6 protein-coding genes, 2 rRNA genes and 2 pseudogenes are annotated in these 17,121 nt (G+C 60.7%); 8 read left to right on the plus strand and 2 right to left on the minus strand.

Annotated features, from left to right (window positions below; genetic code table 11):
• A 5S ribosomal RNA gene (gene rrf / locus G7009_RS26875) occupies positions 1 to 101 on the plus strand; the annotation flags it as partial.
• Positions 102 to 209: 108 nt separating this feature from the next.
• A 5S ribosomal RNA gene (gene rrf / locus G7009_RS26880) occupies positions 210 to 325 on the plus strand.
• 167 nt (positions 326 to 492) lie between these two features.
• Here rrf (G7009_RS26880) and G7009_RS26885 read toward each other — a convergent pair.
• A pseudogene (locus tag G7009_RS26885) lies at positions 493 to 1,751 on the minus strand (TonB-dependent siderophore receptor); the annotation flags it as partial.
• Between the two features lie 2 nt (positions 1,752 to 1,753).
• Here G7009_RS26885 and G7009_RS26890 point away from each other — a divergent pair.
• Positions 1,754 to 2,234: pseudogene (locus tag G7009_RS26890) on the plus strand (substrate binding domain-containing protein); the annotation flags it as partial.
• Between the two features lie 23 nt (positions 2,235 to 2,257).
• On the opposite strand, the gene G7009_RS26895 reads toward G7009_RS26890, so the two are convergent.
• Positions 2,258 to 3,745 carry a YifB family Mg chelatase-like AAA ATPase gene (locus tag G7009_RS26895; RefSeq protein ID WP_181133307.1) on the minus strand — a complete coding sequence of 496 codons (1,488 nt, stop codon included), beginning with the start codon at positions 3,743 to 3,745 and terminating at the stop codon, positions 2,258 to 2,260.
• Between the two features lie 360 nt (positions 3,746 to 4,105).
• On the opposite strand from G7009_RS26895, the gene G7009_RS26900 reads away from it, so the two are divergent.
• The 5 genes from G7009_RS26900 to G7009_RS26920 form a co-directional block, all read left to right on the plus strand.
• Positions 4,106 to 4,852, plus strand: a complete 747-nt coding sequence (locus tag G7009_RS26900; RefSeq protein WP_308813355.1) for a response regulator transcription factor — start codon at positions 4,106 to 4,108, stop codon at positions 4,850 to 4,852.
• A 23-nt stretch (positions 4,853 to 4,875) separates the two neighbouring features.
• Positions 4,876 to 7,209 carry a hybrid sensor histidine kinase/response regulator gene (locus G7009_RS26905; RefSeq protein ID WP_181133309.1) on the plus strand — a complete coding sequence of 778 codons (2,334 nt, stop codon included), beginning with the start codon at positions 4,876 to 4,878 and terminating at the stop codon, positions 7,207 to 7,209.
• Entirely contained in the window at positions 7,206 to 9,527 is a 2,322-nt protein-coding gene (locus tag G7009_RS26910; protein WP_181133310.1) for a TonB-dependent receptor, read from the plus strand. The genes G7009_RS26905 and G7009_RS26910 overlap by 4 nt, the downstream gene beginning before the upstream one ends.
• Positions 9,528 to 9,693: 166 nt before the next feature.
• Positions 9,694 to 11,466, plus strand: coding sequence for a ShlB/FhaC/HecB family hemolysin secretion/activation protein (locus tag G7009_RS26915; RefSeq protein WP_181133311.1), 1,773 nt, complete (start codon positions 9,694 to 9,696; stop codon positions 11,464 to 11,466).
• A gap of 44 nt (positions 11,467 to 11,510) precedes the next feature.
• Positions 11,511 to 17,121: YDG domain-containing protein (locus tag G7009_RS26920; protein WP_181133312.1), on the plus strand; the 5,611-nt coding region annotated here is incomplete at its 3' end.

The following is a 17,121-nucleotide window of genomic DNA, read 5'->3' on the forward strand; positions in this document are numbered from 1 at the left end:
GCATTGGAACCACCTGATCCCATCCCGAACTCAGTAGTGAAACGATGCATCGCCGATGGTAGTGTGGAGCTTCTCCATGTGAGAGTAGGTCATCGTCAAGATTCATTTCGCAAAACCCCTATCTGCGTAAGCAGGTAGGGGTTTTGTCTTTAAGTAGAGAGATACGAATTTGCTGATTCGTCCTACGGACGGATCGGCGCACAGAATTTCTTGACGACCATAGAGCATTGGAACCACCTGATCCCATCCCGAACTCAGCAGTGAAACGATGCATCGCCGATGGTAGTGTGGAGCTTCTCCATGTGAGAGTAGGTCATCGTCAAGATTCAAATCCAAAGCCCCTGTCTGCGCTGCAGACAGGGGCTTTGTCTTTTCTGGTAGGTCGGTATCTCAGCGCTGCCGACGAAGCAGGCAAGCGCTGACTGAACACCTCGGGCTATAAAAAAGCCAGCCTCTGGACCAGGGGCTGGCTTTTTGTCATCTGCAATCAGCTCAAAACTGATAGCTGACCGTGGCGCTTATATTTCGCTCTTCACCCATGTAGCAGTAATTCAGGCTGGCACAGGAAGCAATGTAGGTCTCATTGGTGAGGTTATTGGCGTTCAGACGCAGATCCACGCCCTTGAGTCCACCTTGCCCGAGGCGTAGACCATCAAGTGTGTCCTGATGGAAGTCGTAGTCCGCGCAGAGGGATGCCATCTGCTTGGGGGCCTGCGTAGGCGAATTACCTTGGTTATCCAAGTTTGCCGACACCAGGCTCGGCATGGTCTTGGAATACTCGATGTCGGTAAAGGTGTAGCCACCTAGGAGCTTCAGGTTATCGGTAACCTGGACATGGGCTTCAAGCTCCAGGCCTTATGATCGCACCTGTCCCACGGGACGATAGAAGTCCTCGTTTGGCTGCTTGGATGCCAAGTTTTCCTGTTCGATACGGAATACCGATGCCGTAAACAGGTTATCGGTCCCTGGCGGCTGATACTTGATACCGGCTTCCCACTGAGTCCCCTCGGTGGGTGCGAGAGGATGGCCATTCTGATCGGACACGGTATTGGGGTTGAAGGATTCGGAGTAGCTGATATACGGCGCAATACCGTTCTCGAACAGGTACAAGATGCCTGCATGCCCAGTCAGCTTGGTACGGTCATCGCTTATGCGCGTATCGCTGTCGCGGTTCTCTTCCGATGCCTTCACCCAATCCTGGCGAATGCCCAGCGAGAAACGCCATTGGTCCAGCTCGATCAGATCTTGAACATACACCCCGGTCTGCTGCAGACGGCGCAGGTAATGCGATTCCCCTAACACATCGAGATTGCCGTTACCGTACTGCGGATTGTCAGCATCCAGTGCGTCGACCCTCCCATAGCGCCAGGCCACGTTGGCTTTGCGTCGTTGGTAATCCACGCCCGTCGGCAGGTATGCTTGGCCGAACCTGTAAAGAACTCGGCCTGCAGCATGTTATCGATGATGACCGAATGCAGGCGTTCGTCCCCTCCGGTATAGGCGCGATTGAGGATATTGCTGGTCGAATCGACCCACCCGACCGAGTAGACCTAACCCATCGACACATCAGAATCCTGATAGCGGAAGTTCTGCCGCGCGGTCAGCACGTCATTGAAGCGGTGCTCGAACTGGTAGTTGAAGGACTGCTGAGTACGTTCATAGTTATCGACCCCAGGCTCCCCTTCGAAGAAGTGGTCCGACAGGCGCAGGCCATTACACTGCGCAAGGCACCCGGCAGGGTTGCCGCCATGGCCTGCGTATCGCCACCCTGTCGGATTCTCCCTGGGCGCCCGCCACCTGGCACCGGCACCGAGGGTAATGGTCGCCTCGCCCGGCTACCTGGCACGGGCCGGCACGCCCCCGACACCGCGTGACCTTACCCGTCATCAGTGCTTGAACTATGGCTATCTGCAAAGCGGCGCCAACCTGCAGCTAAGGAACGGTCGCGATACCCAGCGCGTTCACGTCACCGGCCCCCTGCATGCCAACAATGGCGACTTGCTGGCGCAAGGGGCCAAGCGGACATGGGTATAGCCCTGCTACCAGTATTCACCGTCGAGAAAGCCTTGCAGGCGGGTCGACTGGTGCAAGTACTGCCCGAGTGGCAAGCGCCGCCGATCTCGATCAATACGGTGTATCCCACGGCGCGCCGGGTGCCTTTGAAGACCCGAGCGTTCCTGGATTTTCTCAGCGGCGAACTGGCTGTCGAGCATGTCGCGCCAGCTGGGAACTGAGCCTTGCGAAATACGAATCCGCTTCAGGAGCCAGGTCGATACTGCAGCGCTTCCGCCAGATGAGTTCGAGCGATGCCTTCGGCCTGCTCCAGATCCGCCAAGGTACGGGCTACCTTGAGCAGGCGATGGGCCGCGCGTAGGGAAAGTGTCAGCCGTTCGCAAGCGCCTTCCAGCCAGGCCTGGTCGGTAGGGCTCAAGGCGCAATACCGACGCAGGCTGGCAAGGTCGAGAAAAGCGTTGGCACAGCCCTGGCGCTTCTGCTGCAGCTCACGGGTCGCCGCTACCACCTGTGCGACGCTGTCGCTGGATTCGCCGCTGGGCTGGTGAGTGAGCACGGTGGACTCGCGGGCGACGGTCAGATGCAGGTCGATCCGATCGAGCAGCGGGCCGGACAGTTTGTTGCGATAGCGCTGCACCTGGTCGGGGCTGCAGCGGCAACGTCCGGTAGGATCGCCCAGATAGCCGCAAGGGCAGGGGTTCATGGCCGCGACCAGCTGGAAACGGGCAGGAAAGCGCACCTTGTCCCTGGCTCTGGCGATCACGATTTCGCCAGACTCCAGGGGCTCGCGAAGCACCTCCAGCACCCGCCGTTCGAACTCCGGCAATTCATCCAGAAACAGCACACCATGATGGGCAAGGGTAATCTCGCCAGGTCGCGGTCGACTTCCCCCTCCTACCAACGCCGGGCCCGACGCCGAATGGTGCGGATGACGAAAGGGCCGCTGCGGCCAACTGGTCAAAGGCTTGTGCCCACTGACCGACTGGATCGCGGCCACTTCCAGAGCCTCATGCTCGTCCAGTGGAGGCAACAGTCCCGGCAGTCGACTGGCCAGCAGCGTCTTGCCAGTGCCTGGCGGACCGGTGAACAGCAGGTTGTGGGCACCAGCCGCCGCTACCAATAGCGCCCGCTTGGCAGCCAGTTGCCCTTGCACCTCGCTCAGGTCGGGATAGGGGCGGCTCTGCAGCAGCAAGCCGTTGGCCGAGTAAGGTGAAAGCGGGCTCTGTCCGCTCAGGTGCTCGACCAGTTCGCGCAGATGGCTCACCGCATACACCACGAGTCCACTGGCCAGGCTGGCCTCCTCGGCATTCTCTCGCGGCACCACGATCGCTCGTCCCGCATCCCGAGCGGCAAGCGCCGCGGGCAGGACGCCCTGCACCGAGCGCAGTGCGCCAGACAGCGCCAGCTCGCCCAGGCACTCGATATCGCTCAGTGTCGCCACCGGTACCTGGCCATTGGCGGCCAGGATGCCCAGGGCAATGGCCAGGTCGTAGCGGCCGCCATCCTTGGGCAGATCGGCGGGCGCCAGGCTCTGGGTTATTCGCCTTGCGGGGTAATCGAGTCCTGAATTGACGATGGCACTGCGGACCCGGTCCTTGCTTTCCTTGACGGTAGTTTCCGGAAGACCGACCAGGGTGAGGTGAGGCAGGCCGTTGGCCAGGTGTGTTTCGACGCTGACGGCCGGTGCCGTCACCCCGACCTGGGCGCGACTGTGGACAAGTGCGAGGGACATGAACACTCCATGATCATAGGGCTGAAGCCGCGTCCTGCGGCCAGGCAAGGATAGTCAAGGGGGCAAGTCGATCTGCATTGAAAGTGAGTCGGCATCTTTCGGCGATCGTGACTGTCCATGATCAACCTTGTTTACTGATCCGACTCGAACCTGGCATCACGCCCGAAACGGGACCGAACCGCATCCTTGAGCGGGTGCGCAGGTGGCAGGCGAAGCCAGGCTTGTCACTTCAGACCGCAGCGCTTCTAATAGGCTCGATATCCCGTTCGAGCACCATGACAAGCGCGGCCGAATGATAGCTGCGGAAAACAAGAGAGCTGTATGCCAGATCCTGCCAGTACTGAACGCAAACCGCATATCTTGCTGATCGACGATTCTCCGGACGAGCTTTGTTCATTGCTGACGCAAGCAGGGCTTGAAGCCTGGAAAATCTCCGTGTGCAGCGAGCCGCACCAGGGGCTGCAACGGGCACTGGCGCTTCGCCCGAATCTGATACTGCTGGATGTCCACATGCCGAAAATGAACGGCTTCTCTGTCTGCCGTCTGCTTCGCGAAGCACCCGCTACACGTGACATCCCAGTCATCTTCCTGACGTCTGCGAGTCAGTTGGAACAACGCCTGGAAGGGCTCAGCCTGGGGGGCGTCGATTATGTGCTCAAGCCTTTCTCCCCAGAAGAGGTCATCGCTCGCATCCGTATCCACCTGCAGTTGACCTGGCGGATGCCACTGATCGAGGATTTGCGACAGTCCGCCGAAACCGATAACGATCAGGTCTTGCTTGATGCCACCGTTCGTTACATAGATGAGCATTTGGCCGACCTGCCGTCTCTGGAAAACATTGCCAAGGCGGTGGGGACCCACGAAAAACGCTTATCAGTGCTGTTTCGTCAACGCTTGGGCACTACCGTCTTCGCATTCGTGCGCAGCGCGCGCTTGCGCAAGGGGCAGGCCTTGTTGCGCAACAGCGCCATGAGTATTCAGGATATTGCCGCCCAAGTGGGTTTTCGCAGTGCTTGCAATTTCACGACGGCATTTCGCGAAAAACGCGGGATGACGCCGCGCGAGTTCCGCAGCCTGGACAATTCCGATCCTTCTCCCGATTCATGATTTCGATTCGTTGGATTGCGCTGTTGTCATGGCTGATAGCAGCCGTGGCGGTTGCACATCCGTGCGACGACATCGGTCTTGCCGCAGAGGCCGGCTGGGGTCTGTTCGAAGATTCGAGCCGGGCCCTGACCGTCGACTCCGTGGCTGATCTGCCTGCAAACCGTTTCCGCTCGCTGGATGTTGCATTGCCACTGAATCTCACTCATTCGGCGGTCTGGCTGCGTCTGCCATTGCGCAACGATTCGCACAGTGTTCTGAAGTGCCGGTTGATTCTCGGAGAACCACGTCTGGAAAACCTGCAAGTCTTTCTGCCCACATCCACAGACTGGAAAGTCATGCGTGCCGGCAGTTCCTACCGGCTTGAAGACTGGACTATAACGGAGCGACAACCGGCCTTCCCTGTGACGCTGCGGCCTGGAGAAGAGCGAATCGTGTTCGCACGAGTGGCCAGCGCCAATTCCATGTTGATCGGCCCACGCTTGTGGTCGGAGCACGCACTGCAATACGAGCGTCAGCGCACCTATTTCATTGATGGGATTTCGCTGGGCATTGTGATCCTGGTGGTGCCATTCAGCCTGCTTGTCGGCGCTATTCTTGGCTCCCGACTTCTACTGTTGCATGCGGGGGCGGTGGGCAGCTATGCGGTGCTGACCTGTCTGTTGAATGGCTACTTGCTCTTCTGGCCCAAGGCCCTGGCCTGGTCGCATGAATTGACCACCACCATGGCGGCCCTCTCGTTCGTCGCACTTCTTGTGTATTTTCGGGAGCTGTTGCGAACTCGGGAGCTGTCCCGGTGGGTCGATATCGTCTTCGCTGTGTTGCTCGCCAGCTACCTCGCGGTTTCTGCTTATAGCGTGTGGTTTGACGCCATCGAAGGTCGAGGCATGGTCCTCTGGCTGCTCAAGGCAATGTACCCTGTGGTCTTCGGTGCGTTCGGCTGGGGCTTGCTGCGTGGCCTGCGCTACAGCTGGCTGGTCTGGCTGGTAGTGCTCTCGTTTGCCGCACAATGTCTCGCGCGTTATGTGCTGCAACTTGAGCAATTGCCTTGGCAATCGCAGCGCACGTATTACAGCCTGTCGTCGACCCTGGGCGGCGTATTCTTGTTGTCCTGCACCTTGATAATGGTCGTGCGGGCCAGTCGCCGCGGGGAACGAACAGCAAGGGTCGAGCTGGAAAACCAGCGTCTTGCGCAACAGGAACGCCTTGAGCATACGGTCGCGGTTCGCACCGAACAGCTCAATGCCTCGCTCCAGGCGCGCAGTACGCTGTTGGCCCGGATCAGCCATGACCTGCGGTCGCCGCTGGTGGCCATCCTCGACCACGCCAAGTTACTGCGCGGCCAACCGGAACCCGCGCATGTGCAGCGTATCGAGCGCCATGCCCGACAGCAGTTGGAATTGATCGATGAGTTGATCGAATTCTCGCGCGACAGTCTGAAGCAGGTCGAGATCGAGCCGGTACCCGGCTATACCTATGCGTTCCTGAAAGACCTTGCGGACGAAGGCGTATTTCTGGCCAAGCGTCATGGGAATCGCTTCGTATGCCGTATTGCCGACGACCTGCCTCTGCTCGTCTACGCCGACTTTCGTCGCCTGCGCCAGGTTCTGTTGAACCTGCTCGGTAACGCCGCCAAGTTTACCCAGGAGGGCGATATCGAATTTTGTGTCCAGGTGCTGAGCGTGGAGGACGACATGGCCAGATTGCGCTTCGAAGTCAGCGACAGCGGGATAGGGATCGATGTCAGGGAGCGTGAGAACGTGCTGTTGCCTTTTCATCGCGGCTCCAATGTCGGCCCGGTGGCAGGCAGCGGTCTGGGCCTGTCGATCGTTACACAGTTGCTGCAAGCGATGGGGAGCGAGCTGGCCGTGTACAGCGAAACGGGCGCCGGCAGCCGCTTCAGCTTCGTGCTCAGCCTGCCGAGAGCGGATGAGGAGGCAATGGATACGGTGTTTGTCGAGCGGCACATCGAAGTGGACGGGGCACAGCGCCAGCTGTTGTTGGTCGACGACCAGCCTGGCAATCGGGCCTGGCTTGCCGATTTGCTGAGCGGCTACAACTTCCAGACCGTGACGGCGGAGGACGGGACAGAGGCGTTGCAGGTACTGCAGCAGATGTCTGTGGATCTTGTGGTGTGCGACCAGATGATGCCGAGCATGGATGGCTGGGAATTACTGAGTCATATCCGTGATCGCTGGCCCGGCATGCCGGTGATGCTGTATTCGGCCGCACCGCCACGTACACCTGAAGGACATGATGGCCTTGCATTCGACGCAACGCTGCTCAAGCCGGCCGACAGCGCTGACCTGTTGGAACGTATCGACGCGCTGACCCACTGCAAGGCGGCGAGTACGCGATGACTGGAGCCGCTTGCCGCAATTGGCTATCGCTGGTCCTGCTGACCGGCACTTCTCCTGCCTGGTCAGCCACGTTGACGGTGCCTCTCGACAGCATGGTCATCGACGCGTCGGCCCCGGCAGACGCTGACCGGCAGCACACCGGAAACAGGACGGTACTGACGGCCGAACAGTTACAGCGCTCGGGGCTCGTGCGCAGCCAGGATCTGGCGCGCCATGTCCCGTCGCTGCTGCTCTCGGACCCCAATCCACGTTATGCGAGCTATGGTCTGCGCGGCCTGGGTGCCAGTGGTTTCAATGACGGTCTGGACAGCAGCGTAGCGGTGTACCTGGATGATATCTATCTGGGACGGGTCGGCATGGCCCTGCTCGATTTCGCCGACATGGAAAGTATCGAAGTGCTCCGAGGTCCACAGGGCACCCGAGGAGGACGCAACAGTACCGCTGGCGCGATTCGCTTCAACAGCCGTCGACCGTCCCTGCAGCCACGTCTGGAGACCGAGTTGAGCCTGGGCGAGTCAGGCGCCCGGCAGGTCCGTGCAAGCGCCGCTTCAGCGTTGGCTGGGGATGTACTTGCAGGTAGCGTCAGCTTCTTCGATGTACAGCGTGACGGCGAGATCGCAAACGTGCGGGATGGTCATCGTTATAACGATCAGGACCGTCAAGGCGTGCGTGGGCAACTGCTTTATGCGCCGAACGAGCAGTCTTCGATGCGCTTGATCGTCGATCATGTGCAGGAGTCGCCACGGGCGGCGGTCCTGGCTTCCGCCCATTACAGTGCTCAGACACGCAAGCGTGCGGCCTTCGTGGGTTATCCATTATTAAACGCAGACCCCTCCGCGCGTCGCATCGACCAGGACTACACGGGGGTCCAGCAGACCTACCAGAGTGGCCTTGCTCTGGAATGGTCGCACCTCCTGGACAGCGGCACGCGCCTGACCAGCATCACCGGCTATCGCGACTGGCGCTACGAGTCGCGCCAGGACGGCGATAACCTTGGGCTGGCGATCGCTACCTCCGATGTCCGCCTCGACCAGCACCAGTTCAGCCAGGAAATCCGATTGGACGGTGCGTTGGGCGAGCAAGTCAGCTATCGCGTGGGCACTTATTATCTGCGCCAACACCTCAATCGTGGCCTGGACGTCGGCTTCGGAGCGGATGCTGCTGCTTTCTTCATCGGAGACCGACCCGAAGCCCGCCTGCTGGGGGTTTCCGCAGGCCAGGTGCCACCTTCGCTGCTCGAAGGCGCGAGACAACAGGGCAAGGCTCGACAGCTCACTGACAGCAGCGCAGTGTTCGGCGAGCTGACCTGGCGTTTGTCCGAGCGCTTGAGTGTGACCCCTGGCCTGCGCCTGACCCATGAACGCAAGCGGGCAGAGATCGAGCGCCATGTGACCGATCTGGCGCCGCTGGGTGCCGATCCCGTTTCGCGCCTGGGCGGGCAGTTGCTCAGGGATGTGGCATTGGGACAGGACTACCGACGCGAAGAGTCGATTGACGCAAGCGACCTGTCCGGCCAATTGGTCTTCAGCTACGAGTTGGCCGATGACGTTCATGCATACATCGGCTGGACCCGCGGCTTCAAGGGTGGCGGCGCCAACCTCGACGTCGTCGGTGGCCGGGTGCCCAGTACCTATGCCAGCGAACGGGCTTCCTCTTGGGAGGCCGGTCTTCATGGACAGTTCTGGCAGCAGCGGCTGGAACTCGATCTTGCCCTGTACCAGGCAGACGTTCGCAACTACCAGGCGCTTACCACCAGCCCACCTGCGGACCTGTACTCACCACCGCTGCGCGACAATCTGATCAATATCGACAAAGTACGCATGCGCGGCGTCGAGCTGGACACCCGCCTGCATCCAACCGAACGGCTCGACCTCAGGCTGGCCTTGGCCTGGAACGACGCACGCTACCGCGACTTCAAGAATGGGCCCTGCTCACCCGAAAGTGCCCAGTGGGGGTGTGATCTCAGTGGTCAGCGGTTGTTCAACGCGCCTGAGTGGAGTTTGGCTGCCGGAGCCGAGCAACGCTTTCCTCTGGGAAAGGGAAATGAAGTGTTTGCCGCGCTCGATTACAGCTGGCGCAGCGGTTATCAAGGGAGCCTGGAAGGAGGTGCAGGAAGTGCCGTGCCTGCCTATGGCCTTGCTGATGTGCGTTTGGGCATCAGGCAGGCCAGGGCAGGTATGGAGTTCGTCGGCTGGGTACGCAACCTGTTCGACGCTCATTACCTGACCGCCGTCTCGGCCCAATTGGGCGCTGGAGATTACGCGGTGCTGCCGGGTGAGCCTCGGACAGCGGGAGTGACGGTGATTTGGCGCCATTAGTCGGATCGGTCCTTTTTTTTGCGTCTTGATCCGCTGTGGCAAAGTTTGCGCACGGTCAGGCAAAAGTGGTTGCACGACATGACAAGGAAAATCGCGGCGCTGTTCATCCGGCAAATCCTAAGCAGGGTGCGGATGATTTTCTGGTTTTCATGGAGTGAGTTCCTTGATGCACGTTTCCTTCCCCGCATCCACACGTTTCGGCAAGCCATGGGCGTATTGGTCCTTGTTGATGGCGTGCTCGGCTTGCGCACCGGCCGTCACCGCCGCGACCCTGCCTAACGCAGGCCAGTTGCTCAACGAGTACGAGCAGACGGTACCCGCCGCACCACAGTCCACCGAACCGCCTCCGGCGTTCGAGCTGCCTTCGCAGAGCCATCTACCTGCCGACTCCGGGTTGCGCGTAACGCTCAGTGCCGTTCGTTTCAGCGGCGATGTCGGTTTGGCCAATGCCGAGAACCTGCAGGCGCTCGTGCAGCCGGTGATCGGCAAGACGCTCGACCATGCAGGCCTGCAGCAGATCGCCGATGCGCTGACCCGTTACCTGCGCGGTCGGGGTTATGTAGTGGCGCGAGCCTATCTGCCAGGCCAGGACCTGACCGATGGCGTTCTGGAAATTGCACTGGTGCAGGGCCGACTGGAATCCGGTGTCGGGCGTATCGAAGTCGGTGGCGCCTCGCGAAGCAGCCATGAGCGTTTGCGCGACATTGCCAATGAGGCCTTGCCGGAAGGGGAAGTGCTGCGTGCCGAAGACCTGGAAAGAGCCCTGCTGCTGATCAACGACCAACCGGGCTTGAACGCCCGCTCCGCACTCGAGCGCGGTACGCAGCCTGGCACCAGCCGCTTGCTGATCGATGCCAAGGCTGGCCCGCTGGTCACTGGTGGCCTCTCAGCCGACAACTATGGCAACCGCAGTACCGGCGTAGAACGTATCAACGCGCAGGCGAGCCTCAATGATCCCCTGGGCATCGGCGACCAATTGGTGCTCGGCGCGAGCAAGACCACCGGAAGTGACATCTTTGGAGGCAGCTACAGCCTGCCGCTGACAGCCTCCGGATTGCGCCTGCAACTGGGCGCCTCCTATCTGCGCTACGACGTCGATCAAGCGCGGTACCGCGAACTGGATCTGCGCGGGAATGCCCGTACAGCGTCCATCGGTCTGAGTTATCCACTGATACGCACACGGCTGCAGAACCTCAATCTGTCGGCCGGCTATGAACACAAGCGTCTTGAAGACCGTGGACTGGGAACCAACCTGCGCGATCGCGCCCTGGACAACTTCACCTTTGCGCTGTCCGGCAATCGTTTCGACGATTTCGCTGGCGGTGGGGTGACCGACGGCGGTCTTTCCCTGACCCTGGGTAAGCTCGACCTCAGCGGCAACCGAGAAGACGAGTATGCAGACCGCCTGAGCGCGGGCAGTGATGGCCGCTTCGAGAAAGTCAATCTGCGTATCTCGCGCCTGCAGAGCCTCGGCGCTGGCAGCGACTGGAATCTCTTCGCCGGCTTGTCGATGCAGTGGGCCGACCAGAACCTCGATTCGGCAGAAAAATTCCTCCTCGGAGGACCTTCGGGCGTCCGCGCCTACCCCGTCGGTGAGGCGGCTGGCGACCATGGCTGGCTCGGTACCTTGGAGCTGCGTCGCACGATCGACCTCGGCATTCCCCAACTCAAGATGCAAGGCCTGGGCTTCTTCGACACCGGGCGAGTATGGCTGCATCAGGATTCATGGGCAGGCTCGGAAACCAACGCAACCGGGCGCAATCGTTATGACCTCAACGCAGTCGGCGCAGGGCTGAACCTCTGGTTCGACCAGTGGACCCTTCGCACGGCAGTGGCCCGCACCCTGGGCGACAACCCCGGACGCAGCATTTCTGGACTGGATGCTGATAGCCGATCCAGCGACTGGCGCGCCTGGATCCAGGCTTCGCTGGCGTTCTGACTTCCGGCCCGTCGGGCACTGCAACCTATTTTGAGGAACACTTGATGAAAAGCGCTTCGTTGAATCATGTCTATCGCCTGGTGTGGAGCGACACGGCCCAGGCCTTCGTCGCTGTTGCCGAAACCTCCACCGCTCGTGGCAAGCGTGGCGGCGTGATCGGCATACTGGCCGCTTTAGGCCTGCTCGGTAGCGGGATGGCTGGCGCCGCAGATCTGCCCACGGGGGCGAATATTGTCGCCGGTACGGGCAGCATCAGCCAGAACGGGACCCAGATGAATGTCCACCAGGGCAGTGACAAGCTAGTCACCGAATGGAACAGTTTCGATATTGGTGCCAAGAACTCAGTCCGTTTCGATCAGCCCAACAGCCAGAGCATCGCGCTTAACCGGGTCGTGGGCGGGGGTAACGCCAGCCAGATCCTTGGCAAGCTGGAAGCCAACGGCCAAGTCTGGCTTCTCAACCCCAATGGGGTAGTCATCGGCAAGGGCGCCCAAGTCAATGTCGGCGGCCTGCTCGCATCGTCATTGCAGGTTACCGATGCAGATTTCCTGGCCGGCCAGCACCGCTTCAGTGGTGGCGCCGGTGCCGGTGCGATAGTGAACAAAGGCGATGTAAGCACCAGCGCTGGCGGCATGGTTGCGCTGATCGGTCCGCAAGTGAGCAATACCGGTACCATCCATACGCCGGGCGGCAGCACGGTCATGGCGGCTGGGGACAAGGTCAGCCTGGACTTCCAAGGCGACGGGCTGGTCAGCGTCAACGTGGAGCGCGGCGTGCTCGATGCTTTGGTGGACAACGGCGGACACATCAGTGCCGATGGCGGAGCTGTCATGCTCAGTGCGCGTTCTGCCGATGCCGCGATCAGCAGTGTGGTGAACAACTCCGGCATGATCGAGGCGCATAGCCTGGTCGCACGCAACGGCCGAATCATCCTCGACGGCGATACCGAGGGCGGCTTGACCGAGGTCGCCGGTACCCTGGATGTATCTTCCAAGGTGGGCAAGGGCGGCGAGATCGCTGTTACCGGCGAAAAGGTCGTGCTCCGTGGTGCCGAGCTCAATGCTAACGGTGCCAGCGGCGGGGGTAGCATCAAGGTCGGAGGCGGCTGGCAGGGTCAGGACAGCAGCATCGGCAATGCTCGGCAGGTCGAGGTAGATAGCGCTTCGCGCCTGCATGCCGACGCCACCCAGCAAGGCAATGGCGGCACGGTAGTAGCCTGGTCGGACCAGGATAACCAGTTCGCTGGCACTATCTCGGTACGCGGCGGGGACCAGGGCGGCGACGGCGGCAAGGCCGAAGTGTCGGGCAAGGAAACCCTGCGCTACAAAGGCATGACCGACGCGCGCGCCAGCAAGGGCCGCACCGGTGACCTTCTGCTGGACCCGACCAACATCACCGTATCCGGTGGCAGCGGCACCAGCGGGGACTGGTCCGCTGGCAGCGGTAACATCACGGTCTACGAGAAAACCCTCGAAGCACAGACCGCCAACGTGCTGATGACCGCCACGGGCGCGATCAACTTCGCCGATCTTGAGCTTAACGGCGGAGACGGCGCTATCAGCATGCAGGACAACGTCAGCCTGCGGGTAGAGGCGAGCAACCGCTCCAACGGCAGCAGTTCGATCAGTTTTGCCAATGCCGCCAATACCATCGAAGTCTTCGGCAGTGGCAGCCTTTACTTCCAGGCCGGTGGTAGCGGTAGTGGCAGTATCAGCAATGTTGCCAACCTGACGGCGCATGGCGCGGGCGAGAATCCGGATGTGAGTGCGCTGCCAACCCATTCTGTCACCACGGCAGGATCCGGCACGCCAGGCGCCGGCAGCATTACCGTGCTGGGCGCCGATGGCCTCAGCATTGCCGGCGCGCTGACAACCAATGGTGGTTATGTCCGCTTGTCCAGCGACTCCGACAACGGTGGTCTCGGTGCCTTGACCATCGATACACCCATCAATACCAGCGGCGGGAACCTCTACCTCTCGTTCGGTACCACGCGATATGCCGAGAGTATCGCAACGCTCAGTGGCGATATCACCCTTGGCTCGGGGCGGCTCTATTTCGGCGACGCCATGGGCGCAAACGCCCTGGGTGGCTCGACTGGCGAGAAGCGCCTGGGTGGGCTTCTCAGTCTCAGCGGCGACGTCAACTTCAGCACGCCATTGACCATGCTCGGTGGGGCATCGATCTATACCAACGGCGATATCAATTTCACCAGCACCGTCAAGCTCGACACAGGCGACAAGACACTGACCCTGCGTGCTACCAATGTCGATTTCACCCAGGCCACCCTACGCAACGTCTCGACCGCCAGTATCAACCTGGAACCCTGGAATGTCGCCACGGATATCGCCCTGGACGGTACTGACGGTATTGCTACCACGAACACCCTGAGCAAGCTGGACAACATACGCAACCTCACTATCGGCCGCGCCGATGGCACTGGCACCACCACGGTCAACAGCAGTGGTTTCTCGTTCAACGCCAACAACAACCTGACCTTGCTCAACGGCGAACTGCAGATCGATGGTGCATTGCGTAACACTAATGCCAGTGGCCACGTTATCGGTCAGGCAGGTGTAGGTGACGTACGCATCGGCACTGGCGGCAGCGTCAGGGCCGATGGCAGCGCAGACGCCGTGGTTCTGGCCGCCGCCGCCAACTTCGTCAACAACGCTGGGGCGAATGCGCTGCTGGCGAGCAACAGCGCAGGCCGCTGGCTGACCTATTCGACCTCCCCGCAAGACGATGTGCGTGGAGGGCTCGACATCGACTTCAAGCAATACAACACCGGTTATGGCGATACCATCGCTCAGGTTTCTGGCAACGGGCACATCTATCGGGTCGCGCCTGTCGTCAAGGTCAGCCTGACCGGCGAAGTCCGCAAGACCTATGACGGCAACAACCAGGCCACGCTCGATGGCAGCAACTACACCAGCACTGGCGCCATTGACGGCGACCAGGTGACCTTCGTAGTCGGAGACGGTGGCCAGGCGCTTTACGGTGACAAGAACGCAGGCGAAGGCAAGTCGGTCGATGTCACGGGTGTGATGATCGACAATGCCAGCAAAGGCGATGTCAAGGTCTACGGATATCAACTGGAATCCGACAGCGTTTCGGCCGACATCGGCGTGATCGACAAGCGCAAGCTGGAGCTGGCCAGCGGCGGTACAGGCGCTGCCCAAGTGACCGACAAGGTCTACGACGGCACTCGGGCGGCCGAAGTGACGGATGTCGTCTTCGACAATCTGGTAGCGGGTGACCAACTGCATGCCACGGGGACTGGCGAGTTCAGCGACAAGAACGTGGCGAATGAAAAGACCGTCAACGTGACCGGGTTGACGCTGCTCGGTACTGATGCCGACAACTACATGCTCGATCTGTCGGGTGTCTCCGTAACCGGCAAGGCAGACATCACGCCCAAGGGTTTGTCCCTGGGCCAGGTGCAGGTGGCCGACAAGACCTATGATGGTGGCCGTAATGCGACCGTGAGCGACATCGAGCTGCAGGGTCTGATCGCTGCCGACGAGAACAAGGTGACCGGCGCGGCGGGAAGCGCTCTGTTCGACGACAAGAATGCCGGTGTCGGCAAAACCGTATCGTTGAGTGACCTGGCACTGACTGGCGAAGAGGCAGGCAACTATCGACTACTGGACTCTACCGCCAACACGACCGCGAGCATTGAACGCAAAGTAATCACTGGTATCGCTGATGTGGCCGACAAGGTCTATGACGGTGGTACTGCGGCCGAGTTGAGCAATATCGGCCTGGTAGGTGTAGTCGATGGCGACGAAGGCAAGGTTTCCGGTACCGGCACCACGGGCGCCTTCAGCGACAAGAACGCTGGCGCCGATAAATCGGTAATTGGCTCTGGAATCGCCCTGGCCGGTGAAGAGGCGGGCAACTACCGCTTCGATACCGACGCCCAGATCGGTCTGGCCGATATCGACCGCAAGGTCATTACCGGCATCGCCGATGTAGCCGACAAGGTCTACGACGGCAGCACCGCGGCTGAGCTGAGCAATCTCGGCCTGGTGGGTATTGTCGATGGTGACGAAGGCAAGGTCTCCGGTACCGGCACCACGGGCGCCTTCAGCGACAAGAATGCTGGCACTGACAAGTCCGTGACCGGTTCCGGTATCGCCCTGGCCGGTGAGGAGGCGGGCAACTACCGCTTCGATACCGACGCGCAGATCGGTCTGGCCGATATCGACCGCAAGGTCATTACCGGCACTGCTGATGTGGCTGACAAGGTCTACGACGGCAGCACCGTGGCCGAGCTGAGCAATATAGGCCTGGTAGGTATTGTCGATGGTGACGAGGGCAAGGTCTCCGGCACCGGCACCACGGGTGCCTTCAGCGACAAGAACGCTGGTACTGACAAGTCCGTGACTGGTTCCGGGATCGCCCTGGCCGGTGAGGAGGCGGGTAACTATCGCTTCGATACCAACGTCCAGATCGGTGTGGCCGATATCGCTCGCAAAGTGATTACCGGCATCGCCGATGTGGCTGACAAGGTCTACGACGGTAGCATCGCTGCCGATTTGAGCAATCTCGGCTTGGTAGGTGTGGTCGATGGCGACGAGGGCAAGGTCTCCGGTACCGGCACCACGGGTGCCTTCACCGACAAGAACGCCGGTACTGACAAGTCCGTGACCGGTTCCGGTATTGCCCTGGCCGGTGAAGAAGCGGGCAACTACCGCTTCGATACCGATGCGCAGATCGGTGTGGCCGATATCGATCGCAAGGTCATTACCGGCACCGCCGATGTGGCCGACAAGGTCTATGACGGCAGCACCGTGGCCGAGCTAAGCAATATCGGCCTGGCAGGTGTGGTCGATGGCGACGAGGGCAAGGTCTCCGGCACCGGCACTACGGGTGCCTTCAGCGACAAGAACGCTGGTACTGATAAGTCCGTGACTGGTTCCGGGATCGCCCTGGCCGGTGAGGAGGCGGGTAACTATCGCTTCGATACCAGCGTCCAGATCGGTGTGGCCGATATCGACCGCAAGGTCATTACCGGCATCGCTGATGTGGCTGACAAGGTCTACGACGGTGGCACTGCCGCCGAGCTGAGCAATCTCGGTCTGGTGGGCATTGTCGATGGTGACGAAGGCAAGGTCTCCGGCACCGGCACCACGGGCGCCTTCAGCGACAAGAACGCTGGTACTGACAAATCGGTAATTGGCTCTGGAATCGCCCTGGCCGGTGAAGAGGCGGGCAACTACCGTTTCGATACCGATGCACAAATCGGTCTGGCCGATATCGACCGTAAGGTCATTACCGGCACCGCTGATGTGGCTGACAAGGTCTACGACGGCAGCACTGCGGCCGAGCTGAGCAATCTTGGCCTGGTAGGTGTGGTCGATGGCGACGAAGGCAAGGTTTCCGGCACCGGCACCACGGGTGCCTTCAGCGACAAGAATGCTGGCGCCGATAAATCGGTAATTGGCTCCGGGATCGTCCTGGCCGGTGAAGAGGCGGGCAACTACCGTTTCGATACCGATGCACAAATCGGTGTGGCCGATATCGACCGCAAGGTCATTACCGGCATCGCTGATGTGGCTGACAAGGTCTACGACGGCAGCACTGCCGCCGAGCTGAGCAATCTCGGCCTGGTAGGCGTAGTCGATGGCGACGAAGGCAAGGTCTCTGGTACCG

This window comes from Pseudomonas capeferrum, assembly GCF_013523055.1.
GTDB lineage: Bacteria > Pseudomonadota > Gammaproteobacteria > Pseudomonadales > Pseudomonadaceae > Aquipseudomonas > Aquipseudomonas capeferrum_A.